Source organism: Labrenzia sp. C1B70 (assembly GCF_000475395.1).
GTDB lineage: Bacteria > Pseudomonadota > Alphaproteobacteria > Rhizobiales > Stappiaceae > Roseibium > Roseibium algicola.
The window spans coordinates 640308-664160 of the sequence record NZ_AXCE01000004.1; the positions used below are offsets into that span (position 1 = coordinate 640308).

Annotated in this window: 20 protein-coding genes; 7 read left to right on the forward strand and 13 right to left on the reverse strand. The window is 60.9% G+C overall.

What is annotated here, in order from left to right:
• Positions 1 to 29: 29 nt before the first annotated feature.
• From Q666_RS41285 to Q666_RS41315, 7 genes are all read right to left on the reverse strand, one after another.
• On the reverse strand, positions 30 to 1661 hold the full coding sequence (locus Q666_RS41285; protein ID WP_023002911.1) for an acyl-CoA synthetase: 1632 nt from the start codon (positions 1659 to 1661) through the stop codon (positions 30 to 32).
• Positions 1648 to 3642 carry an acetyl/propionyl/methylcrotonyl-CoA carboxylase subunit alpha gene (locus Q666_RS41290; RefSeq protein WP_023002912.1) on the reverse strand — a complete coding sequence of 665 codons (1995 nt, stop codon included), beginning with the start codon at positions 3640 to 3642 and terminating at the stop codon, positions 1648 to 1650. The genes Q666_RS41285 and Q666_RS41290 overlap by 14 nt, the downstream gene beginning before the upstream one ends.
• 3 nt (positions 3643 to 3645) lie before the next feature.
• Positions 3646 to 3975: a hypothetical protein gene (locus Q666_RS41295; RefSeq protein WP_023002913.1), complete on the reverse strand. Its 330-nt coding sequence runs from the start codon at positions 3973 to 3975 to the stop codon at positions 3646 to 3648.
• A complete protein-coding gene (locus Q666_RS41300) occupies positions 3965 to 4486 on the reverse strand; it encodes an O-acetyl-ADP-ribose deacetylase (protein WP_023002914.1) in 522 nt (173 codons plus the stop codon). The genes Q666_RS41295 and Q666_RS41300 overlap by 11 nt, the downstream gene beginning before the upstream one ends.
• Positions 4483 to 4908 carry an ASCH domain-containing protein gene (locus Q666_RS41305; RefSeq protein WP_023002915.1) on the reverse strand — a complete coding sequence of 142 codons (426 nt, stop codon included), beginning with the start codon at positions 4906 to 4908 and terminating at the stop codon, positions 4483 to 4485. Before Q666_RS41305 ends, Q666_RS41300 begins: the two co-directional genes overlap by 4 nt.
• Positions 4909 to 4912: 4 nt before the next feature.
• A complete protein-coding gene (locus Q666_RS41310) occupies positions 4913 to 6520 on the reverse strand; it encodes a carboxyl transferase domain-containing protein (protein WP_023002916.1) in 1608 nt (535 codons plus the stop codon).
• 75 nt (positions 6521 to 6595) lie between these two features.
• Positions 6596 to 7237 carry a TetR/AcrR family transcriptional regulator gene (locus Q666_RS41315; RefSeq protein WP_023002917.1) on the reverse strand — a complete coding sequence of 214 codons (642 nt, stop codon included), beginning with the start codon at positions 7235 to 7237 and terminating at the stop codon, positions 6596 to 6598.
• Positions 7238 to 7459: 222 nt separating this feature from the next.
• Between Q666_RS41315 and ppk2 the strand changes: the two genes are divergently transcribed.
• Both ppk2 and Q666_RS41325 read left to right on the forward strand, forming a co-directional pair.
• Positions 7460 to 8368 carry a polyphosphate kinase 2 gene (gene ppk2, locus Q666_RS41320; RefSeq protein WP_023002918.1) on the forward strand — a complete coding sequence of 303 codons (909 nt, stop codon included), beginning with the start codon at positions 7460 to 7462 and terminating at the stop codon, positions 8366 to 8368.
• A 263-nt stretch (positions 8369 to 8631) separates the two neighbouring features.
• On the forward strand, positions 8632 to 9639 hold the full coding sequence (locus tag Q666_RS41325) for a Gfo/Idh/MocA family oxidoreductase (protein ID WP_023002919.1): 1008 nt from the start codon (positions 8632 to 8634) through the stop codon (positions 9637 to 9639).
• 133 nt (positions 9640 to 9772) lie between these two features.
• On the opposite strand, the gene Q666_RS41330 is transcribed toward Q666_RS41325, so the two are convergent.
• A complete protein-coding gene (locus Q666_RS41330) occupies positions 9773 to 10612 on the reverse strand; it encodes an MBL fold metallo-hydrolase (RefSeq protein WP_023002920.1) in 840 nt (279 codons plus the stop codon).
• 96 nt (positions 10613 to 10708) lie between these two features.
• Between Q666_RS41330 and Q666_RS41335 the strand changes: the two genes are divergently transcribed.
• Together Q666_RS41335 and Q666_RS41340 are read left to right on the forward strand one after the other, a co-directional pair.
• Positions 10709 to 11629 (forward strand): helix-turn-helix domain-containing protein, encoded by a 921-nt coding sequence (locus Q666_RS41335; RefSeq protein WP_023002921.1) that lies wholly within the window; start codon positions 10709 to 10711, stop codon positions 11627 to 11629.
• Between the two features lie 61 nt (positions 11630 to 11690).
• The gene (locus Q666_RS41340; protein WP_161633279.1) at positions 11691 to 12572 is read left to right on the forward strand and encodes a hypothetical protein; all 882 of its coding nucleotides are present in this window, start codon (positions 11691 to 11693) and stop codon (positions 12570 to 12572) included.
• Between the two features lie 86 nt (positions 12573 to 12658).
• Here the strand turns inward: Q666_RS41340 and Q666_RS41345 are convergent, their stop codons facing one another.
• From Q666_RS41345 to Q666_RS41365, 5 genes are all read right to left on the reverse strand, one after another.
• On the reverse strand, positions 12659 to 13498 hold the full coding sequence (locus Q666_RS41345; RefSeq protein ID WP_023002923.1) for an inositol monophosphatase family protein: 840 nt from the start codon (positions 13496 to 13498) through the stop codon (positions 12659 to 12661).
• A 1-nt stretch (position 13499) separates the two neighbouring features.
• Positions 13500 to 14561, reverse strand: a complete 1062-nt coding sequence (locus Q666_RS41350; protein ID WP_023002924.1) for an ABC transporter ATP-binding protein — start codon at positions 14559 to 14561, stop codon at positions 13500 to 13502.
• Complete coding sequence (locus Q666_RS41355) at positions 14558 to 16789, reverse strand: iron ABC transporter permease (protein WP_023002925.1); 2232 nt, start codon at positions 16787 to 16789, stop codon at positions 14558 to 14560. The genes Q666_RS41350 and Q666_RS41355 overlap by 4 nt, the downstream gene beginning before the upstream one ends.
• 236 nt (positions 16790 to 17025) lie before the next feature.
• On the reverse strand, positions 17026 to 18054 hold the full coding sequence (locus tag Q666_RS41360; protein WP_031270233.1) for an ABC transporter substrate-binding protein: 1029 nt from the start codon (positions 18052 to 18054) through the stop codon (positions 17026 to 17028).
• A 197-nt stretch (positions 18055 to 18251) separates the two neighbouring features.
• Positions 18252 to 19292: an ABC transporter substrate-binding protein gene (locus Q666_RS41365; RefSeq protein ID WP_023002927.1), complete on the reverse strand. Its 1041-nt coding sequence runs from the start codon at positions 19290 to 19292 to the stop codon at positions 18252 to 18254.
• A gap of 211 nt (positions 19293 to 19503) precedes the next feature.
• Between Q666_RS41365 and Q666_RS41370 the strand changes: the two genes are divergently transcribed.
• The 3 genes from Q666_RS41370 to Q666_RS41385 all read left to right on the forward strand — a co-directional run bounded on the left by Q666_RS41370 (position 19504) and on the right by Q666_RS41385 (position 23851).
• Positions 19504 to 20247: a response regulator transcription factor gene (locus Q666_RS41370; RefSeq protein ID WP_023002928.1), complete on the forward strand. Its 744-nt coding sequence runs from the start codon at positions 19504 to 19506 to the stop codon at positions 20245 to 20247.
• The gene (locus Q666_RS41375) at positions 20248 to 22365 is read left to right on the forward strand and encodes an ATP-binding protein (protein WP_023002929.1); all 2118 of its coding nucleotides are present in this window, start codon (positions 20248 to 20250) and stop codon (positions 22363 to 22365) included.
• A gap of 487 nt (positions 22366 to 22852) precedes the next feature.
• Positions 22853 to 23851, forward strand: a complete 999-nt coding sequence (locus tag Q666_RS41385; RefSeq protein ID WP_031270236.1) for a Gfo/Idh/MocA family oxidoreductase — start codon at positions 22853 to 22855, stop codon at positions 23849 to 23851.
• The last annotated feature ends 2 nt before the right edge of the window (positions 23852 to 23853 follow it).

Genomic DNA, 23853 nt, shown 5'->3' on the forward strand with positions numbered 1-23853 from the left:
AGGCATTCGTTAAACGGTGTTTGACACGATCACTCTTCCTGCTCGGCTCGGGCGCGCAGTTCACGGCGGATGACCTTGCCGGTGGTGGTCAGGGGCAGGGCGTCGACAAAAGCGACTTCGCGCGGATACTCGTGGGCTGCAAGGCGCGTCTTGACGAAGTCGGCGATTTCCCCGGCAAGTTTGTCGGTCGGTTCAATGCCGCTTTTCAAGACGATGTACGCCTTGACGATCTCCGTGCGCTGGCTGTCGGGTTTGCCGACGACACCGGCCATGGCGACCGCCGGGTGCTTGATCAGGCAATCCTCGATCTCTCCCGGGCCGATGCGATAGCCTGATGACGTGATGACGTCGTCATCCCGGCCGACGAAGCGGATCCACCCGGCGTCGTCCTTGATGCCCGTGTCGCCGGTCAAAAGCCAGTCGCCCGCAAATTTCTTTTCCGTCGCTTCCATGTTGTTCCAGTAGTTCAGGAACATCACAGGATCAGGACGTTTGACGGCAATGTTGCCGAGTGATCCGGCAGGCAGTTCCTCGCCCGTGTCGCTGACGACGCTGACATCATGACCCGGAACCGGGCGGCCCATGATGCCGGGGCGCGCTTCCATCAGTCTGGCGCAACTGGAAACGATCATGTTGCACTCGGTCTGGCCGTAGAATTCATTGATCGTCAGGCCGAATGTGCGGCGGCCCCAGTCGATCAGCTCCGCGCCGAGTGTCTCGCCACCGGAGGCAACGGACCGCAGGGTGAATTGCCAGCGGTTTTCCGGGGCTTCCACCTGACGCATCATCTTCAGCGCGGTTGGCGGCAGGAAGGTGTTGCGGATCTTCTGGTCCTGCAGCAGCTGGAAGGCTGCTTCAGCGGTGAACTTTCTGAACCGGCACGCTACCACGGGCACACCCAGGAAGAGCGCGGGCATCAGAACGTCGAGCAGACCGCCGATCCAGGCCCAGTCGGCCGGGGTCCAGATCCTGTCACCCGGCTGGCCCAGAAGATCATGACTCATCTCGACGCCCGGCAGATGGCCGAGCAGCACCCGGTGGCCGTGCAGGGCACCCTTGGGTTGTCCGGTGGTGCCGGAGGTGTAGATGATGATTGCCGGGTCATCGGGGCCTGTGTCGAAGGGGTGGAATGTGCCTTCGTGTCCGGCCATGTGATGATGGAGGCTTTCTGCCCCCGGGACGTCTTCATCTGCACAAAGGACGGTCGTCAGTTCCGGCAACCGGTCACGGATGGTCGCCAGTTTGGCAGCGCCGCTTGCATCCGTGATCACCGCCTTCGCGCCGGAATCCTTCAGCCGATACTCAAGTGCTTCTTCCCCGAACAGGGTGAAAAGCGGAATGGTGATCGCGCCGAGTTTCAGGGCCGCAATATGGGCAAAGGCGGTTTCGGGCCTTTGCGGCATCAGGACGCCGATCCGGTCGCCGGGCTGTACGCCTCGGGCAGTCAGCAGGTTGGCAAGCTGATTGGAAAGCCGCCTCAGGTCGCCATAGGTGTAGCTGGTGGCGCTGCCGTCCTCGTCCGTATAGACCAGCGCCTCCCGGTTCGGCTCGCGTGCCGCCCAGTCGTCACATATGGCAACGCCGATGTTGAACCGGTCTGGGATTTCCCATCGGAACCTGCCGGACAGGTCGTCATAACTCGTGGCGTCATGCGGCAGCATCGGCTTCCTCCGCGAGCGCGAGAAGGACGGTGCCGTCGGTTACCTGCTCGCCTTCGGCAACAAGAACCTCGCCAATGACACCGTCCCGCGGGGCTTTCAGCGTGTGTTCCATCTTCATGGCTTCCAGGATCACCAGAGGCTGGTCCTTCGTCACGGCTTCGCCTGCCTTGGCGTTCAGAACCTTCACGAGGCCGGGCATCGGTGCGATCAGCTGATCGCCCGCGCCGCCGGCTTCCTCGTCTGCGCTGAGCGTGTCCGGCAAGGCAACCGGGAAAGCATGGCCGCCGAGGAAGACCGTCAGTCCCTTGCGGTCCTCCACCACAACCGCCCGGGCACGGTGGCCGTCACAGTCGTAGGTGATCGCACCGCCTTCAACCTTCACCAGAGCATATTCGCGTGAGCCTTCCTCAAGCTGGACCGCGAACCGCTGATGGCCGAGGGCATGGACCTCGACATCCCGGCGCTCGCCCGCAATTTCAAGCAGTGCGTACTGGCGCGATGCACTCCAGATCCGCCATCCGGCCAGCGTGTCGAACGGATCGTTGCCACTTGCCGGCCTGGTCAGGCCAAGCGCCGTGAGAGCGGCAAGGGCAATGGCGTCCACCGGAATGGAGGGCTCTTCTATGAGCTGGGTCAGATCCCGGTCGATAAGGCCGGTGTCGACATCGCCCGCGGCAAAACCTTCATGGCGACACAGGGCCGCCAGAAAGCCGGCGTTGGTGACGCAGCCGGCAACTTCCGTTGCCTCAAGGCTTGCCAGCAACTTGCCGAGTGCCGCCTGGCGGGTCGGGCCGTGGACGATCACCTTGGCGATCATCGGATCGTAATAGGGGGTGATTTCATCTCCGGAGCGCACGCCGCTGTCGACCCGGGCGCTGTCTTCCGGAAGGGCCAGATGCTCCAGCGTGCCGATGGCGGGCAGGAAGCCCTTCGGCGCATCTTCCGCATATAGCCGGGCTTCGAAGGCCCAGCCGTTGAAGGAAAGATCTTCCTGGCGCTTTGGCAGGGTTTCGCCGGAGGCCACGTGAAGCTGCCACTCGACCAGGTCTTCGCCGGTGATGAGCTCGGTAACCGGGTGCTCGACCTGTAGCCGGGTATTCATTTCCATGAAATAGAACCGGTCGGACCTGAGGCCTTCGGAAACGTCGGCGATGAACTCGATAGTGCCGGCGCCGGAATAGTCGATGGCCTTGGCCGCGGTCACGGCGGCTTCCCCCATGGCGCGGCGCATTTCTATCGGCATGCCGGGGGCAGGGGCTTCCTCGATCACCTTCTGGTGGCGACGTTGCAGCGAGCAGTCGCGCTCGAACAGATGCACGGCATTGCCGTGGCTGTCGCCGAAAACCTGAATCTCGATATGGCGCGGCTTGGTCAGGTATTTCTCGATCAGCACGCGGCCATCGCCAAAACTCGCTTCGCCTTCGCGCTGCGCGCCTTTCAGGGCGTCTGCAAAATCCTTCGGGTCATCGACCCGGCGCATGCCTTTGCCACCACCGCCGGCACGGGCCTTGATCAGCACCGGATAGCCGATCCGGTCGGCCTGCTCCTTCAGGAAGTCCGCGTCCTGGTTCTCGCCATGATATCCGGGCACCACCGGCACGCCGGCCTTTTCCATCAGCGCCTTGGCGGCATCCTTCAGGCCCATGGCGCGGATGGAAGAGGCGCTCGGGCCGATGAAGGCTATGCCGGCCCTGTCGAGGGCGTCGACGAAATCCGGATTTTCCGATAGGAAGCCGTAGCCCGGATGCACGGCTTCGGCGCCACTCAGCTTGCAGGCTTCGATGATCTTGTCAGCCTTCAGATAGCTTTCCGAGACCGGTGCCGGTCCAATGCGGAAAGCCTCGTCGGCCATGGCAACGTGCTTGGCCCTGGTGTCCGCATCGGAATAGACCGCAACGGTCTTGATGCCGAGCTTTTTGGCCGTTGCCATCACCCGGCAGGCAATCTCGCCGCGGTTGGCAATGAGGATCTTCTTGAACATTTCTCAGTTCTCCTCCCAGGGAGTGACTAGTGCGCCGGGGGTATCGGCAGTTCGGTCCGGAGCAAGATCCGGCATATGTTGTATGGGCAGCTCGCTGAACACCGTGATGGAGTTCCGGCTCCCGTCGGCAAGGAGCGCGCTTCGTCCGGTTGCCAGCACGCTCACCTTCAGGCCGCCGACGGAGAGGGTGTCGCCCTTGTCGATATTGCCTTCGTCGAGCGCAACCAGGATGGCCGTCAGGGGCTGCGTCAGCTGTATGTCGGGATGCTGGTCGCGGAACGCCGCTTCGATATCCGGGCCGCATTCCACCATCGAGCGGACTTCACCCTTCATGAGGTTTCCTCCCGAGTGCTGCCAGAAGATGGGCATGGCTTGCCTCGTCGAAGGCAACCAGTGTGACGGTTTCGATTTCCGGCAGGTCCTCCAGAACCCGTTTGACAGTTTCCACCGCGATCGACGCGGCGCTGCCGGCCGGATAGCCGTAAATGCCGGTGGAAATGGCCGGGAAGGCTATGCTTCTGCAGCCGGTTTCTGCCGCAAGACGCAGGCTGGTTTCATAACAGGAGGCAAGAAGGTCCGCTTCGCCCGACGTGCCGCCTTTCCAGACGGGGCCGACCGTGTGGATGACGTGACGGGCGGGCAGGCGGTAGCCACTGGTGATCTTTGCGTTGCCTGTTTCACAGCCGTTAAGCGTCCTGCATTCGGCCAGGAGCTCCGGACCTGCCGCACGGTGGATCGCCCCGTCGACACCACCGCCGCCGAGCAGCGACGAGTTGGCCGCGTTGACGATGGCATCCACGTCGAGCCGGGTGATGTCGCCTATGTGTGTTTCGATCCTGCTCACGGCTTGAGCTCCGGCTGCAGATCTTCAACAACCTTGAAGCGCTCGCAGACAAGGTCCATTTCCGGGTCAAATCCGCCGTTGCGTTCAAAGAAGACCTGATGGTCCCTGCGCCAGCCGGCGAGGTCATCATTCTCGCCTTCCGCCAGGGCGAAGTCTTCCCCGACATCGCAGAAGCGCACGACGGACACTTCCAGTGTTTCGATCACCAGCGCGGGGGTGTCGTCCCAGTTCAGTGCAATGTCCCGCCGTCCATGAACGGGCAGGACCTCACCACCGTCCTCATAGCTCTGCAAGGCACCGCATGTGGCGGTTTTCCTGCCGGCTCGGACAAGGGCGATGAGCTGGGCACACAGGTCCGCATTGTCGCCGAACTTGAAGGTTTCGGCGCCGGGGTATCTTGCTTTCAGCTCGTCGATGGACATCGGATCACATCCTGAAGAGACCGAAGCGCGTGTCTTCGATCGGGGCGTTGAGGGCTGCCGACAGGGAAAGGCCCAGAATGTCCCGGGTCTTGCGCGGGTCGACAATGCCATCGTCCCAGAGCCGGGCAGTCGCGTAAAGCGGGTGACCCTGCTGTTCGAACTGATCGATGATCGGTTGCTTGAAGGTTTTTTCCTCATCCGCCGACCAGCTGCCACCCTTGCGCTCGATACCGTCGCGGCGGACGGTGGCAAGCACGCCGGCGGCCTGTTCGCCGCCCATGACAGAAATGCGGGAATTGGGCCAGGTCCACAGGAAGCGCGGCGAATAGGCCCGGCCGCACATGCCGTAGTTGCCGGCACCGAAGGAGCCGCCCACCAGCATGGTGATCTTCGGAACGGACGTGGTGGCGACCGCCGTCACCAGCTTGGCGCCGTCCTTGGCAATGCCGCCGCTTTCATATTTGCGGCCGACCATGAAGCCGGTGATGTTCTGCAGGAACACCAGTGGAACTTTGCGCTGGGAACAGAGCTCGACGAAGTGGGCCCCTTTCACCGCGCTTTCGGAAAACAGAACGCCGTTGTTGGCGATAATGCCGACCGGCATGCCATGGATATGGGCGAAACCGCAGACCAGTGTGGTGCCGTAGCGGGCCTTGAATTCATCGAAGCGCGATCCGTCGACGGTGCGGGCGATCACTTCGCGGATGTCGTAGGGCGTTTTCAGATCGGCCGGAACGACGCCGAGGATTTCGTCCGGATCGTAGAGTGGGTCTTCCGGGGTCTGCAGCGCGACAGATGGCGTCTTTGTGCGGTTGAGGCTGGCGATGGCGCGGCGGGCGAGGGCGAGTGCGTGGGCATCGTCACGGGCAAGATGATCGGCAACACCGGATAGGCGCGTGTGAACATCGCCGCCGCCGAGATCTTCCGCAGATACTTCCTCGCCGGTGGCAGCCTTCACCAGAGGCGGACCGGCCAGGAAGATTGTGCCCTGGTTCTTGACGATGATGGTCTCGTCCGACATGGCCGGCACATAGGCACCGCCCGCGGTGCAGGAACCCATGACGACCGCGATCTGGGCGATACCTTTTGCCGACATGTTGGCCTGGTTGAAGAAGATGCGGCCAAAGTGGTCGCGGTCCGGGAAGACCTCGTCCTGGTTGGGCAGGTTGGCGCCGCCGCTGTCGACCAGATAGATACAGGGTAGATTGTTTTCCGAGGCAATTTCCTGAGCGCGCAGGTGTTTCTTGACCGACATCGGATAATAGGTGCCGCCTTTGACGGTGGCGTCATTGGCAAGGATCATCACCTCGCGGCCTTCAACCCGGCCGATGCCCGCGATCATGCCGGCGGCGGGAGCCGCGCCCTCGTACATCTCGTGGGCGGCCAGCATGCCGACTTCCAGGAAGGGTGAGCCGGGATCGAGCAGGCGGGAGACGCGTTCGCGCGGCAGGATCTTGCTGCGGGACACATGACGCTGGCGGGCGGTCTCGCCACCACCGTCCAGGGCTGTCTGGGCTGCTGCCTTGACGGTGTCCATGGCCGCTTCGTGGGCGGCGCGGTTTGCTGCAAACTGTTCGCTTCTCGGCGATAGGCTCGATTTCAGGATGCTCATGTCACCCGGTCTCCCTTGGATCAACCTTGTGGACGGTCGATTGAGTTCAGTTGCTTGCTCCCCACGCGTCCGGTTTCACGCCTGAGGGGCCGGAATGTCCCGGTTCTCCGGCGCAACGGCCTTGCGCGCCAGGTCCAGGTAAATCTCTTCGATATCCAGTTTCGACAGGCGGCCGCCTTCGCGGTACCAGCTCGGAATGCCAGTCAGCATGGCGATGATCGCGCGGGTGGCGACCCTCGGTTCGCGTACGCTGTAGCGGCCTGCCGCGGAGCCGGTTTCCAGAATACCCGTCAGGATGCCCTCGTAGCGACGGCGCTCCGCTTCGACGATGTCGAAGTTGTCCGGTTCGAGATTGCGCAGTTCCATGTAGGAAATGAACACCTCGTCCGCCCGTTCCAGGTGATAGCGGATGTGAAAGCGGACAAAACGCTCCAGCGGGTCCATGTCACCCGCAAAAGCCGCTTCGTCCCAGGCAGCAAGGAGTTCGCCCATGTGGGCGAGCATCAGGTCCTTCAGGATATCCTGCTTGGTCGGAAAATGGTTGTAGAGCGCACCTGGCTGAACGCCGACATCGGCGGCGATTTCGCGCATGGAGACAGCGGCATAACCGTTGGCGGCAAAGCGTTTCAGGGCTGCCTTGCGCACACGAGCGGCAGTCTCCTGGCCTTTCGCGCCCGTTCTGGATCGGCTTTGCGGTCTTGCGGCTGCACTTGCCATCTTGTTTCTCCCTATTGCAAAAAATAAATGAACGTTCGTTCATTTGCAAGGGTAATTTGAGTGCGAAAGCGTTGCTGCTAGAAAGAATGACAGGGGAACAGGCGCGACTGTCAAAAAACTTTCATGGATAACCTGTTCACAGTCCTTGGGCATTCTGCGTCCGGTTGAATGCGCTGACGAACCTGGGCGTACCTCCGGGATGTATTTCAAAGGAACCGATTGATGACCGACGAAAGTGCAAAAACCTGGGTTGAAGCGGAATGGGCAGACAGCCTGGACGAAGAGCTGGAGATGGAGATCGACGATTTTCTCGTCGCCAAGGATCTCGCCTTCATCTCCGCGAAGAAGCACAAGTCGACCATCGACCGGAACACCTATTTCCACGAGTTGCTGCGTCTGCAGGCCGAACTGGTGAAGCTGCAGGACTGGGTGCAGCATACTGGTGAGAAGATCGTGATCATCTTCGAGGGGCGCGACGCTGCCGGCAAGGGTGGGGTCATCAAGCGCATCGCGCAAAGGCTCAATCCGCGTGTCGCCCGTGTCGTGGCGCTGCCGGCACCAACCGACCGTGAAAAGACCCAGTGGTACTTTCAGCGCTACGTGCCGCATCTGCCGGCCGCCGGAGAAATGGTGCTGTTCGACCGCTCCTGGTACAACCGCTCCGGCGTCGAGCGCGTCATGGGCTTTGCCAGCGATAGCCAGGTGGAGGAGTTCTTCCACGATGTGCCGGAATTCGAGCGCATGATCGTGCGCTCCGGCGTACGGCTGATCAAATACTGGTTCTCCATCACGGATGAAGAACAGCAGCTGCGCTTCTTGATGCGCATCCACGATCCGCTGAAGCAGTGGAAACTGTCGCCGATGGATCTGGAATCCCGCGTGCGCTGGGAGGATTACACCAAGGCCAAGGAAGAAACCTTCGAGCGGACCAATATTCCCGAAGCACCCTGGTTCATCGTGGAAGGCAACGACAAGAAGCAGGCGCGCCTCAACTGCATCAGCCACCTCCTGTCGATGATCCCTTACGAAGATATCCCGCACGACCCGATCAAGCTGCCGGAACGGGTCTACAATTCCGATTATGAGCGCAAGGTCCTGCCGGAGCATCTCTACGTGCCGGAGAAATTCTGAGCCGGGACAGTGCTCCCTTCACGGGCGCGGCGCTGCTGTGTGAAATCGCGGCGAAAGACCTTCGATGTCTCCCCGGATCTCCGCTACGCTTGTCCGGGGGGCGAGGTTGGTGTGACTGCTGCCCGCGTCCAGCCGATGAGGCCGGTTTCAAATCAGCTTTTCACCAGCGAGCAGGCCTTTCTCCGGCCTTTCTGCCCTTGCGGAGTTAAATCGTTTTATGTCATCTGGCGTGCGTACCTCAAAATCATGGGAAGGATGCCGGCATGACGGAAAAGACTATCAGGTGGGGGATCGTTTCGACCGCGAAAATCGGTCTTGATAAGGTCATTCCGGGCATCCAGCGGTCGAAGACCGGCACCGCCTATGCGATTGCTTCGCGAGATCTCGACCGGGCAAAGGAAGCAGCGAAGGGTCTCGGCATCGAGAAAGCCTACGGATCATACGAGGAGCTGCTCGCAGATCCGGAGATCGACGCGATCTACAATCCGCTGCCCAACCACATGCATGTGCCCGTGACGATCCAGGCGGTGAACGCGGGCAAGCACGTGCTTTGCGAAAAGCCGGTCGCACTGAATGCCGACGAGGCAAAGCAGCTTCTGGACCTGCCGAAGGACAAGCTGGTTGCCGAAGGCTTCATGGTTCGGGCGCACCCGCAGTGGATCAAGGCGCGCGAGATCGTGCGGTCCGGCGATCTGGGGGAGCTGAAGGCGATCCAGACCTTCTTCAGCTACTACAACGATGACCCGGGCAACATCCGCAACAAGGCGGATATCGGTGGGGGTGCGCTGCTCGACATCGGTTGCTACACGATGCTGGCCGGCCGGTATTTCTTCGATGCCGAACCTCAGCGGGTCGTTTCGCTGATCGACCGGGATCCCGCCTTCGGCACCGACCGCATGACCAGTGCCCTGCTCGACTTCGGCAACAACCGGCATCTCAACTTCACCGTCTCGACCCAGCTGACGCCTTATCAGCGCATTCATCTGGTCGGTACGAAGAAGCGGCTGGAAATCGTCATCCCGTTCAACGCGCCGCAGGGCGAAGCTGTTCAGATCCGGCTTGACGACGGTTCGCTGCTCGGCGATGCGGCGATGCAGTCGGATATCATCGCGCCTTGCGATCAATATGCCGAACTGGCGGATGTGTTTGGCCGGGCGATCACCGGTGAAGCGCCACTTCCTTATGGCGCGGAAGATGCCGTCCAGAACATGAAAATCCTCGACGCTATCTTCGCGTCGGCCGAAAAGGATGGCTGGGTCAGCATCGGTTAAGCCGTTCGCACACCCTGCCTCCCGCAAAGCCAGGTCCCGGCCTCGAGCCGGGACCTGTTTTTTGAGGAGACCGCGGCGCAAAGGCCTGCGCAGCCACGAAAGGACTTGGCGTGGTTGAAAAGTCGCCTTGTGTTCAAATCTCCACAAAAGCGAACCCGTTGTCGCGTGTTTCCAGGCATCCGAACCTGTCGGTAGACAGGTGCGTCGCGGCGAAAGGGATCCTGTCTGCCGACAGCCTGTCTAACAGAGCCCTTCTTGTTTTCACGGCCAGATCCGGGTCGCTGTCGAGCGCATAACGGACATCCGGATTGGCAAATTGCAGCACATCGGACACCACGACATCCGCGAGCAGAATGGCTTCCTTGCTGCCTGAAGAAAGGTGCAAGGCCTGATGGCCAGGGGTGTGGCCGGGCGCTGAAAGCAGGGTGATGCCATCGCCGAGGTCGGTATCGCCGCGATGAAGCCGGAGCTGATTGCCGACCGGTTTCGCAAGCGCCTGAATGAGACCCACCAGTGGCCGTTTGTCTTCCGGTACGGAGGTCAGCAAGGCCTCGTCGGTCCAGAAGTCCCACTCGGCGGCCTGAACGTGGATCTCTGCATTCGGGAAGAGGCAGCTGCCGTTCAGTGACAGTCCGCCGATATGATCGGCATGCATGTGGGTAATGACGATATCGGTCACCGCTGCGCGCTCTTCGGTCTTTTCCGGAGCTTGCCAGGTCAGCGTGCCAGTGGCTGGAAATCGTTCCTTCAGATATTCGCCCGAACCGGCGTCGACCAGGATCTTGCGGGTGCTGGTCTCAATCAACCAGGTATTGGCGCCAAAGCGTGTGCTCGGGCTGACGGCGTCCTGTTCGGTCTGTGTCACGTTCGAAAAATAGGCTGCGGGAATATCGAGATAGCCGTCCGACAGGGCCGTGACGGTCAGGTTGCCGAGTGCAAGACGGGAAGCGGATTTTTCGAGAGTGCCGAGCATAGGGGTCTCCATGTGTTTGTGCTTTGGAGAAACCTAGCTTCGAGCATCTTTCGGGGCGATTGGCGCAAATGACAAAGAATGTGCTAAACCAGCCAAATGGACCAATCGCTGTCGATCGCCATTCTCGCTTATCCGGGATCCTTGAAATCCGCTGTCTACGGGCTCCAGGATATTCTGGGCCATGCGGCGCGGATCAGCGATACTGGGATGAAACTGGATCTGTTGGAGGATTTTTCTGCGGCAGTGGACCGATATGACGCGGTAGTCCTGCCGCCCTCGGCAGGGACTGTCCGTCTGGAAGAGGTTCCGGCTCTTCCTGCTTTTCTCAAGCATTTGCACGGTCGCGGCGCTGTTGTTTGTTCGGCCTGTACCGGGCTGACATTCGTTGCGGCGGCCGGTCTGGCGGAGGGGCGCAAGGTTACGACCCATTGGGGACTGGAACAGCGTTTGTCAGCAGCCTATCCGGACCTCAGGCTCGATACGGACAGGCTGCTGATCGAATATTCCGATCTGATCACGGCCGGAGGCCTCATGGCCTGGGTCGATCTTGCGCTGGCGCTCATCGAGCGGTTTCTGGGGTACCCGGTGGCCGTTGCCACGGCGCGGCATTTCATTGTCGACTTTCGCCGCCGCGACCAGCGCCGGTTCAGGCGCTTCCTGCCTGAACTTCGGCACGGCGATGCTTCCATCTTGAAAGTGCAGCATTTCCTTGAAACCCGGTCGGGTGACGACGTGAGCGTTGCCGATATGGTGCGCACCAGCGGGCTGCCGGCGCGGACCTTTCAAAGGCGCTTCAAGCTGGCAACGGGACTTGCCCCGAAACAGTATCTCCAGGAGCTTCGGATTGAACGTGCCAGGGATCTCCTGATCGAAACGGATCGTCCCGTCTCGGATATCTGCTTTGCCATCGGCTACAACGACCCGCCATCCTTCGTTCGCCTGTTTTCACGTCTTTCCGGCCTGACACCGGGCGCGTTCCGCGAGCAGTATCGACGGCAGCCAGATATGGCAGGGTAACCGGCTTGATCGACCCTCTTGTTGGTGCGACCTTTCCCGCTGCCGGCGAGCGCATACGAATATGAGAGAGGGACACGCGATAGGTATCTTCGCAAGAACTTTGGGACTTCTGGCCGTTGTGGGCCCCTGCCTTCTCGCGGGCGGCGCCGCTGCGGACACGTTGCCTTCCCCCATCACGGGTGAGGTTGAGTTCGGCGGTCTCCAGATGAAGCTGTCAGAGGGCGACGGTCAAAGACGTTTGATCTTGGCAAACGGCGACCGTCTGCCTTTTCCGAAAGGTGGCGCCATCGTTCTGGCTGTCGATCGGGTCCTGGTCTTTGATGCAGAGGGAAACACCGCCGGGAGTTTTCTTCATGACGGTCGGATTTCTTCTGAATTGCTGCAGCGGATGGCCGTTCTGGAGAGCTTTTCCGCGATAGGCGCACACCAGACACGTGAAGACGCTGCACAACATCTTGCTGCCTTTGGTCTGCCTCAGGCGTCTGCAGAACTGCTGGCGGCAATAAACCGGGATGTGCCGGAGTTTGCCCTCGCCAGTGGAGAAGAGTGTGGCGGCAATTGCGATTGGGCCGCGCTCAACGCCATCGAGCGTATTGCAGAAGACCTGGAACGCAAGGATGTCCGTATCTTCGAAAACGCCACTCGCTATCTTGTCGGCTTTGGGCCGCCGGACGTAGAGGCGAACCCTGATTACATGATAGCTGCAAACCCCGCTGCGCCGCTTTACCTGTCTGCGAAGAATACAGCTGCGGCGACGGATGCACTCGGCTTGAAGTTCTTGCTGCTGAATGCGGACGAGCAAACGGACAGCCCCGGGCGCCGGGCCGTCTGCGTTCCGCTTTCAGGCTGTGGTTGGGCGGAAATCGATGTTCTGACAGAGGTTCGCCCGGAATGGCTCGAGTTTGAAAAATCGACCGGAAAATTGCTGCGCGTGATGTTTTGAGGTCGTTCAAAAGGTCCTGAATGAAAAGAAGGCGTACCTCTTCCGAGACACGCCTTTGGAGATGTTTGCAGGATTTCCCTGAACCGTCAGCTTTTCAGGAAACGCTCGCACTCCGTTGCCAGAGCCGACAGATCGTCAAATGTTCCCGGACCGGCCGCGAGAACCGGACCACCGTCCAGGATGGCATCCCCCGCCACCGGGAAGGGGCGGTAGCTGCCGCCGGCTTCGGCGACCAGGCAATAGCCGGCAAGGCAATCCCAGGCATGCATGGACGGTTCGTAGAAACCGGCGAGCCTGCCTGCGGCCACGGAGGCCAGCATCTGCGCGCCCGAACCGGTGCGGATGTAGTTGCCGCCACGCGCCATCAGACCGGCGATAAGCGCGCCGATCATTTCCGCTGGCACGGCGTGGTTGGCGCCGATCCCGGTCAGGCTGTTTTGCAGGGTCCTGGATGAATCAAGCCGGAGGGGTTCGCCGTTAAGTGTTGCGCCGCCGCCCTTGACGGCTGCGAAGCTCTCGTCGTCGCAAGGCACGCGGATAACACCCATGACCAGATCCGTGCCGTTGAGAAGGGCGATGGAAACACACCAGCTCGGCAGACCGTGAACGAAGGCGGAGGTGCCGTCGATCGGATCAACCACCCAGGTGAACCCGCTGCTGCCCTGTTCGACGCCGTGTTCCTCACCCAGGATGCCATCTTCGGGAAACGAGGTGTGCAGCCTGTCGCGGATGAGGGTTTCAACGTTCTTGTCGGCGATCGAAACGACATCCTGCAGGCCGCCCTTGATCTCTATGGTGAGATCCTTGCGCCGCCGAAAATAGTCCAGTGCCAGGGAACCGGCTTCTTCGGCGATTTCCCGAGCTACGGCGAACCTTGCTGTCAGCGCATCGGTCGATGGGGACATGTCTTCAGTAACCAGTGTCATCTCATGCCTCGATCAGGGCGAGGCCGCGGTTGCGGAAGCCGAGGGAAACGGCTGTGTGGGGGGCAAACGACCTTTCGACCGAATGATCGATGACGAAGAAGTTTCCGACCTGGGTCTCGATCTCGTATTCGACATGATCACCGAGATAGGCCGCGGTCAGGATCTCTCCGCCAAGTCCGGAAGCACCTTCCGGGTTCAGCACGACCGACCCGGGCCTTACCGCCAGCTTGGCCTTGCCGTTGGCGGTCTGGCGGGCGCGCAGCCGGTGCTGCAGGCCACCGACATCGATCAGTGTTTCGTCGCCTTCACGCCCGACGACTTCGCAGGTGACGACATTCGCCTCGCCCATGAAGTCTGCGATGAACTCTGAAACGGGTTCTTCGTAGAGTTCGCGCGGAGCGCCCTCCTGGGCGATCTTGCCGTCTTTCATGACCACGATCCTGTCGGACACTGCAAGTGCTTCGTCCTGGTCGTGGGTGACGTAGACGGCGGTGAAACCGAGCCGCTGCTGCAACTCGCGGATTTCCGTCCTGACGCGCCGGCGCAGCCGGGCATCAAGGTTGGACAGGGGTTCGTCCAGCAGAAGCACCTGTGGGTTCAGCACCAGAGCACGAGCGACCGCGACGCGCTGCTGCTGACCACCGGAAAGCTCTGCCGGCAGGCGGTGAGCCATGCCGCCAAGACCGACCTGGGCAAGGCCTTCTTCTGCCCGCTCGCGCGCCTCGCGTTTTTTGTATCCGGAGGATTCCAGGCCGTAGGCAACATTGTCGAGCGCGTTCATGTGCGGGAAGAGCGCATAGGACTGGAACACCATGGAGACGTCGCGTTCATGTGCCGGAACCATGGTGACGTCCCGTCCGCCGATCAGGATCCTGCCCGCGCTCGGGTGTTCGAGACCTGCCAGCATGCGCAAGGTGGTCGTCTTGCCGCAGCCTGAGGGGCCGAGCAGGGTCACCAGAGTGCCGGGTTCGATGGTGATCGACAGGTCCGGAATGGCGGTGAAGGTGCCGAAGTCCTTGCGGACGTTTTCAAAAACGACGGAGCCGGGTTTGAGGTCAGTCATGCAGTTTTCTCCTGCGCGATACGGATTTTATTGGATTTGGCCATGCCGGAGACGCGGTTTTCCCGGCGCAGGCGGCGTTCGCCGACCAGCAGCTGGAAGCCCGCAATGACCGTGATCATCACGAAGATCAGCATGGAGGAATAGGCGATGGCGATGCCGTATTCGCCGTTTTCGACGAGGCCGACGATGTAGGAGGTCGCCATGTTGTATTCCGCGCTGACCAGGAAGATGACCGCACTGATGGATGTGATTGCCCGGACGAAGGAATAGACCAGCGCAGCGGTGATGGCCGGCCGCAACAGCGGCAGGATCACCTTGCGCAGGGTCCGGGCGCTGTTGGCCCGAAGCGTCAGCGAAGCTTCGTCCAGGCTCTTGTCGAGCTGGCTCATGGCGGCAATACCGCCGCGCACGCCAACGGGCATGTTCCGGAAGACGAAGCAGGCAACCAGGATCAGGGCCGAGCCGGTCATCTCGATGGGCGGCAGGTTGAAGGCCATGATGTAGCTGATGCCGATGACTGTGCCGGGAATGGCGAAGCTCATCATGAGGGCAAATTCGAAGGCGTTCTTGCCGGCGAATTTCTGCCGCACGATGATATAGGCCGTCAGCAAGCCGACTGCCGCCGTCAGGGGGGCGGAGATCAGCGCGATTTCCATGGTCGTCCAGAAGGAGTTCCAGGCAACACCGGTCCACACGAGAGCACCATCCTGGAAGGTGACCGAGAACGCCCTGGCGTAGTGTTCCAGCGTCAGGGAATTGTCGAGACCCCAGGTCTTCACGAAGCCGCCGAACAGGATCATGCCGTAGACGACGATGGTGAAGCCCATCCAGGGAAGAACGATGCCATAGACGGTGACGGAGAGGCTCTTCGGCAGGCCCGCATGGGCACCGCTGTCGCCCTTGCCGGTGACGGTTGCGAAGTTCTTGCCCGACAGCCACAGACGCTGCGCAAGGAAGGCGGTCAGTGTGAAGCTGAGCAGGATGATCGCGAGCACGGCGGCGCGGGACGGGTCGACCTGCGAGCCGACGACGGCAAAGAAGATTTCGGTCGAGAGCACGCCATGGCTGCCGCCAAGCACCAGCGGATTGCCGAAATCGGCCATGCTTTCGATGAAGCCGATCAGGAAAGCGTTGGCAAGGCCGGGTTTCATCAACGGCAGAGAGACGCGCCAGAACGTGCGCCAGCGGTCGGCCCGCAGCGTTTGCGAGGCTTCTTCCATCGATGGGCTGACACCTTCGACAACACCGATCAGGACGAGGAAGGAGATTGGCGTGAAGGACAGGACCTGCGCAATCCAGATGCCCGTCAGCCCGTAGAGCCAACGGCTTGGTTCGATGCCGAACAGCGTGTCGAGTGCTTCGGTAACGACGCCGGAGCGGCCGAACAACAAGGTGAGAGCCAGGCCGATCACGAAGGGCGGGGTGATGATCGGCAGGACGGTCAGTAGTCGAAGGCCCTTCTTGAAGGGAAAGCGTGTGCGTGTGGCGACCAGTGCGAAGGCGAGGCCGAGGATGGTCGAGCCGAGGCCGGTCATCACCGCAAGGAACAGTGTGCGCCATGCGACGCCGCAGCGATTGCCGCCGATGACACAATCAAGGCTCCAGATCGCGGGATCCTGCATGTTGCGGATGAAGCCGTCCGGCTTGAACGAACCGTCGAAATCCTGCACCGAGCCGGCGAACATCGAGCCAATGGGATAGAAGATGAATACCGTCACCAGGAAGATCAGGATGGAGATCGATCCGACGACAAAGGCATCGCCCTTCATGAAGCCCCGTTCTGCAAGGCCGAAGGCGATGAAAAGGACGAAGATCAGCGAGGTGAGGATGGCACCTGCCCCCATGGCGGGCTGGCCAAGCGGCAGGGCTCCGAAGGTGGTTTCGGGAAAGGTCCAGGCCCAGCCGGTAAAGCTGATCGCAAGGCCCTGAAGCGCCATGTACAGAATGCCGATGGTCCCGGTGACGACGAGCAATCGGCCGCGCTTGTTGGCATCGGCCATGAAGCGCGCGCTGCCGCCGATCAGGAAGAGGGCCAGTGCCAGCACAAGCCACACGCGACCTTCCGCGAAGATCTGCAGAAGACCGGGCGCGAGATCGGATGAGAACGGAAAGTCCGATGGCCACTCAAAGGAAAAGAAGCCGCGTTCGACCCTGTACCAGGGTACGATCAGAAAGGCGCCGATCCCCAGCCCGAGTAGAGCGTTCAGCCGTTTGTTGCCACTCAGCATGGCCACCCCTGTATTTATGGTTTTTCAATAACGGACGTGCCCCGCCGCATGCCTATTGCGATGCGCTGGCGAAGCCGGCCGGAAGTGCGGACGTGCCGCGGCACTGCCATCGATGTGCAGATGCTTGTGGCGGCAGCTTTCAGCGAACATACGTCCGCCTTGCTGCGCAGTCTGTCCGGGCGAAGCCCGCACCCGGCTTTTAGGCAGCCGTGTGCGGACTTCTTCGGGTGTTGGGGTCAGTTGGCGATAGCGCCAATCTCACGGTCCCAACGCTCCAGGAGGCTCTTGCGGGTATCCGGGTTGCCGTAGGTGGTGAAGTCGTAGTCGATCAGCTTGATGTCTTCGAACTTCGGTGCTTCCGGCGGAACTTCGGCAGCCTTGTTGGACGGCAGCTGGAAGGACTTTGCCTCTTTCATGCGGGACTGAACTTCCGGGGACAGGGCCCAGTCGTACCAGACCTTCGCATTGTCGAGGTTGCGGGCACCCTTGACGATGGACATGGAGCCGATTTCATACCCGGTACCTTCGCACGGTGCGATTGCCTTGACCGGGAAGCCGGAAGCAGCCTGTGCAATGGCGTCATGCATGAAGACGATCCCGAGGCCGGTTTCGCCGCGTGCAGCGGCCTTCACCGGTGCAGAACCCGACTTGGTGTACTGGGACACGTTGTTGTTGAGTTCCTTCAGATAGTCGAAGGCCTCGTCTTCGCCCATGATCTGAACCAGGGAAGCAAGTGCTGTATAGGCCGTGCCGGAAGAATTCGGGTTGGCGACCTGGATTTCAGCTTTCAGCTCAGGTTTCAGGAGGTCTGCCCAGCAGGCGGGTTCGGCAAGGCCCTTGTCCTTGAAGATTTCGGTGTTGTAACCCCAGCCGAGAGCACCGGCATAAACGCCAACGGTCTTGAAGCCGGAGCTTTCCGCCTGCTTCTGAGCCCACTCATGAAGGTCTGCGAGCTTTTCCGACTTGTATTCCTGGGTCAGGTTTTCAGAAGCTGCCTGAAGATGCGGGTCGCCGGTGCCGCCCCACCAGATATCGGTCTTCGGATTGCGGGATTCGGCGCGAATCTTTGCGTAGCTTTCGCCTGACGACAGGCGCACCATGTTGACCTTGATGTCATGCTTGGCTTCGAAGTCGCCCTGCAGCTGTTCACAGATCACGACATCCGCCGAACAAATGACATTGAGGTCGCCCGCTGCCATGGCCGGAGCAACCGAGTAGGTTGCTGCCGTTGCAAGCAGTGCGACGGAAAGTGATTTCAAAGACATGGTTTCCTCCACTTTTGGCTTTCAGCCTGTTACCTGCCCGGACGGGCAGGCGTTTGTTTCAGCCCGGGGGCTGATGTGTTGACCGGCATGAGGCAAAGCTTGCCCGTTCGGATCCGCCTCCACGGGTCCGTTGCCGGTCGAATTTCAAATGACGAACTCCGGATTTTCCTTCGCTGGCGAAGGGGCAATCTCGTCCTTTACTGGGTGGCTACAGGGGTTGCCGTCTGCAGCACCTCCTTGTCGAAACGGTCGAGCAGTCTTCGCCTCTGGTCAGGTGAACCGAAGGTGGCGAAGTCGTAGTCGACCATGCGAATGAGTGAAATATCGGGGGCTGCCGGTGGCAGCGACGCTTTCGCGTTTGCGGGTATCTGGTTCTGTCCCGAGGCCGCGCAGGTTTCCTGTCCTTCCGGGCTCAGCGCAAAATCGACGAACAGGCGGGCAGCCTCGGGGTTCCTGGCGCCCTTGACGATGCTGACGGCGCCGATCTCGTAGCCGGTGCCTTCGCAAGGTGCGACGATGACCATGGGCGCGCCGGCAAGTTTCTGCGTCACCGCGTCGTGGATGAAGGAGATGCCGATGCCTGTCTCACCACGGGCGGCTGCCTGAACCGGTGCTGCGCCCGAAGTGGTGAACCGGTCGATGTTTTTCGCAAGCGCCGCCAGATATTCGAAAGCCTCGTCTTCCCCCAGCAGCTGAACGAGCGTTGCCAGCATCGTATAGGCGGTTCCCGAGGAATTCGGATTGGGCATCTGAACAAGGCCCTTGTACCGCGGTGCGGTCAGGTCTTTCCAGCAGGACGGAGCGGCAACGCCATGCTCAGCCAGAAAGTCGGAATTATAGCCAAACCCGAGTGCGCCTGCATAAATGCCTGCCGCCTTGCCGCCTGACATCAGAAAGAAATTCTGCGCCCAGGGCAGCGTGTCCTCGAAGTTTTTCGGCTGGTAGGGTTCAAGCAGGTCTTCGCCTGCTGCTTGCAAGTGGGTGTCACCGGTGCCGCCCCACCAAACGTCGATCTTTGGTGCGGTGCGCTCGGCCCGGACCCTGTCGAGGATCTCGCCGGTGCTTCTGCGTTCCATGGAAACATCAAGGCCGGTCTTTTCCTCGAAGACAGCCTCCATCATCTGGCACCACTCGACCTGCACGGCACACAGGACATTCAGGTCCTGCGCCGAAGCAGCGTTGAGCGACAGCGACAGCCATACGGCCGCACCCGCTCCGAGTGACGCGATGAATTTCATGTTTCCTCCCAGTCCGGAACCAGGCCCCGGACAGCTATTACCATGGCAGAAGAGGCAGTGTTCGCAACAGGAGATTGGTTACTGTTGTTTCGCTGGCAAAAGAAAAGAGTTACAAATATTACAAGCCTTACAAATGTGACAAGCAATTGAAAAACCAAGGCTTTGCATAATACGGCTCTATGCCTATGATGTCACTCGGGAGGACATAGGTTTGCTGAACGAAGGCATCAAGATCCTGATCGTGGAGGACGATCAGGATATGGCGGAATTGATATCGGATCTTCTGGAAGCCGAAGGCTGGTCGCCGGTTGCCGCGCGCTCGGCGGAAGAAGCTGCGCGGATCCTGCCGGAGCATGCCTTTCATCTGGTTCTGGTCGATCATAACCTGCCGGGCATGTCCGGCCGGGTGTTTGCGCAGAAGCTGCGGTCGCAGACCGATATCGGCATTGTCATGGTGACGGCCGCCGGTAGCGCCGCAGAGCGTGTGCTTGGCCTTGAAACCGCCGCCGATGATTATGTGGTCAAGCCGTTCGAGCCGATTGAACTCACCGCCCGGATCAAGGCGGTGCTCCGGCGGATGCATCCGTCCCTGCGCGGCAGCGATAAGGACACCATCAGCGTTCAGCACGAGCCGACCGCGCTGCTTCTGGGCGACTGGGTGATCGATCTCGTCAATCGCAAGGCCGTTTGCACGTCTCACCCGACCCGGACGCTGACGTCGTCGGAATTTTCCCTGCTGGAGATCTTGGCATCGACGCCGAACGAACCGGTGAGCCGGACCAAGATCCTGGAACAGCTGGGCGCGGAAACAGACCGGCTGATCGATCGCAACGTCGATGTTCTGGTCCTGCGGCTTCGCCGCAAGATCGAGCGAAACCCGGACCTGCCGCAACATATCAAGACCCGCCGGGGGAAGGGCTACATCCTGCATCAGGATCCAGCCCATGCACCTTAAATGATCAGCCGGCCGGTTCTTTCTTCCATTGCCTTCAGGCTGCCTGCCGCCATCGCGCTGATCTGCGCCGTCGCCTTCACGCTGTCGGCCATCGCGATCTACGGGCTTTTGAAGGCGCGTGAGGAAACCGCCGCTTACGGGCTGCAGGCCTTCACCAGTCTGGCTGATGCCGCGCTGGTCTCGCGGCAGGTGTCTGACCTCGTCTCCAGTGCGCCTTTCCTGATGAATGCGACCTCGCCCTACACCGTCTCTGGCAAGAGCCGGCTGCTGGTGGAGCAGGTCGACCAGTTGTTGAGTTCGCTCCCTGACTATCCGCCGGGCAAGGAGACCTATAGGGCCGCCAACACGCGGATCTTCGAACTGCTCGGGCAGATCCGTGCGCAGACGCTCGCGCTGTCTGCCAAGGCCGAAACCGCCCAGCACTACAAGGAAGAAGTCTCCTCCGCGCTCGGCATGATCGCCGTTGCCGACACCGCCAGCCAGAAGGAACCTCGCCAGCGCCTCAATGCCATCGTGCATTCCGTGTCGAGTGCGGGCAGCCTGTTTCAGCTGGGTGAATTGAAGCGGCGCTATGTGGCGGAGCCGGCCGCGGCCTCATTGCCGCCGTCAGACCTCAGGCCCTATGAGCGGGTTTTCGAGGCGCAGACCAGCTATCTCCTGGAAATGTTCGCCGTGCGCAGCGCAATTGCCAGACTGCACACGGTGGCGCGGGAGCTGTCCCTTGCGACGGAAACCCAGTCGGGCATCGTGACGGAAACCCTCAACCGGGATTTCCAGTCGACTTCGGCCACCCTGCAGCAGCTTCTGGTGATCGTTGCCGTGGCGTCACTGCTGGTGCTGACCATGGCGGTGATGTCGATCCGTTCGGTCATCCGGGTATCGAAAGGCATCGTTTCGCTGTCCAGCGGCATGAACGCCCTTGCCAAGGGGCAGAAGGATGTCGGTCCACCGGTCTATCAGGGCGATGAAACCGAGCTCCTGAACCTGCAACAGGCCTTTCTCGCCTTCAAGGAAAGCGTTGACCGGGTCACACGTTTGCGGCGCACGGCGGAGGCCGCTGCCAGGACAATCCGTTCCACCTTCCGCAGCATGAATGAGGGTATTGCCATCTTCGATGCTGCCGGCAAACCGGTCACCATGAACCGGCGGGTCATCGAATTGCTGGGTCACAAGGGTGCTGCCCGCAAGCTGCCTCTTGTCCAGTTTCTGGAACCGGTCCCGGAAATCCGGACCGAACTGCTTCCGGGTGCGCCCGACGGCAGACCCCTGAGCGCACCCTTTTCCGTACGTCATCGTTCCGAGAACGGGTCGGTGACGGAAATCTCGCTGTCGCGGCAAAGCGATGATGGTGTCGTACTGCTCGCCCGGGATGTGACCTTGCTGGACCGGCAGGAAGCGGAGGCGGCCAAGGCCCAGAGGCTTGACGGCATCATGCGCCTGACGCATCAGCTCAGCCACGAGGTCGGCAACACCATCGGCATCATTACCGGAAGCCTCGGACTGCTGGAGCGGGACGGCGGCTTCAGCGATCGTCAGGCCCGCAACATTGCCCGCATTCGCAAGGCGGCGGATCGAGGTCGGTCGCTTGCCAGCAGCATGTTGACCATCGGCCGTCAGCAACCTGCCAACCTCAGCCGCATCGGTATGTCCTCGTTGCTGCGCGGCATGGCGGACATTCTGGAAATCGCCATCGGCGAGAAATGCAGTCTGAAACTGGATCTGGACGACAGCTTGCCACCGCTGGTGCTGGATCCGGAACTCTTCGAGCAATCGGTACTCAATCTCTGCCTGAATTCGGCAGCGGCGATGCCCGACGGCGGCGAAGTGCAGGTTGCCACATTTTCAAACGGGGACGCGGTCGTGGTTGCGGTCCGGGACACGGGCATCGGCATGAGCCGGGAAGAGGTCGACAAGGCCTTCGAGCCCTATTTCACCACCAAGACCAGCGAGGGCGGCGCGGGGCTGGGCCTCGCTGTCGTCTATGGCTTCGTTCGCCAAAGCGGTGGCACGGCAAATATTTTCTCCGAGCCGGGCAAGGGCACGACCGTCGAATTGCGGTTTCCGCAAGACGTGGAAGAAGCCGGGGAAGTCACTCCGCGCATCGAGGTCGTTTCCTGAGGTGCTGACCATCCACCTGCGGAACGTTTCCAAGTTCATCGTATTCGGAACCACCTCACCACCTGAGTCACCCCGGACAAGCGAAGCGCAGATCCGAGGCCTACTCGCGAAGCCGCTTGCTGAAGCCGATGTCATCGTCTTGATGGTTGCTGCACCTTGCGAACGCTCTGGAAATGAGTGGGCCCCGGGTCTCGCGATGCTCGCCCGGGGTGACGCAGGGGGGGTGAAGTGGGGGCAATTTCTGATGCAGTGCTGAGCCGGCGAGAGCCTAGCTGCCTTAAGCCGTTGATAAGGCGGAGATGTCTGGAGACTTTGAGCAATGCGAACGTGTTGCTGATTGTTGTCTAACCCGAGCATCGATCTCGTCTGTCTCTCCAATTTCACGTCCTTGCAAAATTCCACTCTTGACTCATTTGGAACGTTCCAGTAATTGTTCCGATCAAGAAATTGGAACGTTCCAAAATTAAGAGTTATTCGGGAGGAATGGATGCGTTGGGCCCTTATCGGTGCAAGCCGAATTGCGTCGAGTTACATGATCGATGCCATCCGCTCGCAGAATGCCGACATCCAGTCCGTCCTGAGTTCGGATGCGGCCCGCGGCGAGGCGTATGCCCGTGAGCATGGTATTGCCGACAGCTTCACGGATCTGGATGCGCTCCTTGCGGATGACAGTGTCGACGCGGTCTATATTTCCACCACCAACGAAAAGCACCATGCGCAGGCGCTGGCCGCGATCGCTGCCGGAAAGCATGTGCTGTGCGAAAAACCGCTGGCCATGACCCTGGATGAGGCCGGTGAAATGGTTCGCACTGCCGCCGGCAAGGGTGTGGTCTTTGCGACCAATCATCATTTGCGCAATGCCGGGTCTCATCTGGCCATCCGCGAGCTGATCGCTTCCGGCCGCATCGGCAAGGTGTTGAGCGCGCGCGTCTTCCACGCGGTCAACCTGCCGGACGCGTTGCGCGGCTGGCGCATCAACGATGCGGCTGCCGGTGGCGGCGTCATTCCCGATATCACCGTGCATGACGCGGACACCATCCGCTTCCATCTGGGTGAAGATCCGCAGGAAGTTGTTGCCAAGGCTGCGGCTTCAGGCCTCGGAGAAGGGGTCGAGGACAGCGTGATGTCCGTCTGGTCGATGCCGTCGGGTGCCATGGTGCAGTCGCATGAAAGCTTCACGCATAAATTTGCGGGAACCGGCATCGAGTTTCACGGCACGGATGGGTCGATCTTCGCCCGCAACGTCATGACCCAGGAACCTGTCGGAGCGGTTCGTCTGGTCGATGCGGATGGCGAACACGAGATCTCCTACGACAAGCATAACCTCTACCATCGCGCGCTCGGCCTCTTTGCCGATGCGGTCAACGGCAAGGGGCGTCCTTCTGCCGATGGTGTCGACGGGGTCAAGTCGCTGGCGGTCGCCCTTGCCGTGCGTGAGGCCGCGCAGTCCGGCAAGGCTGTTGCCGTCAACTATGGAGGCTTCTGAAC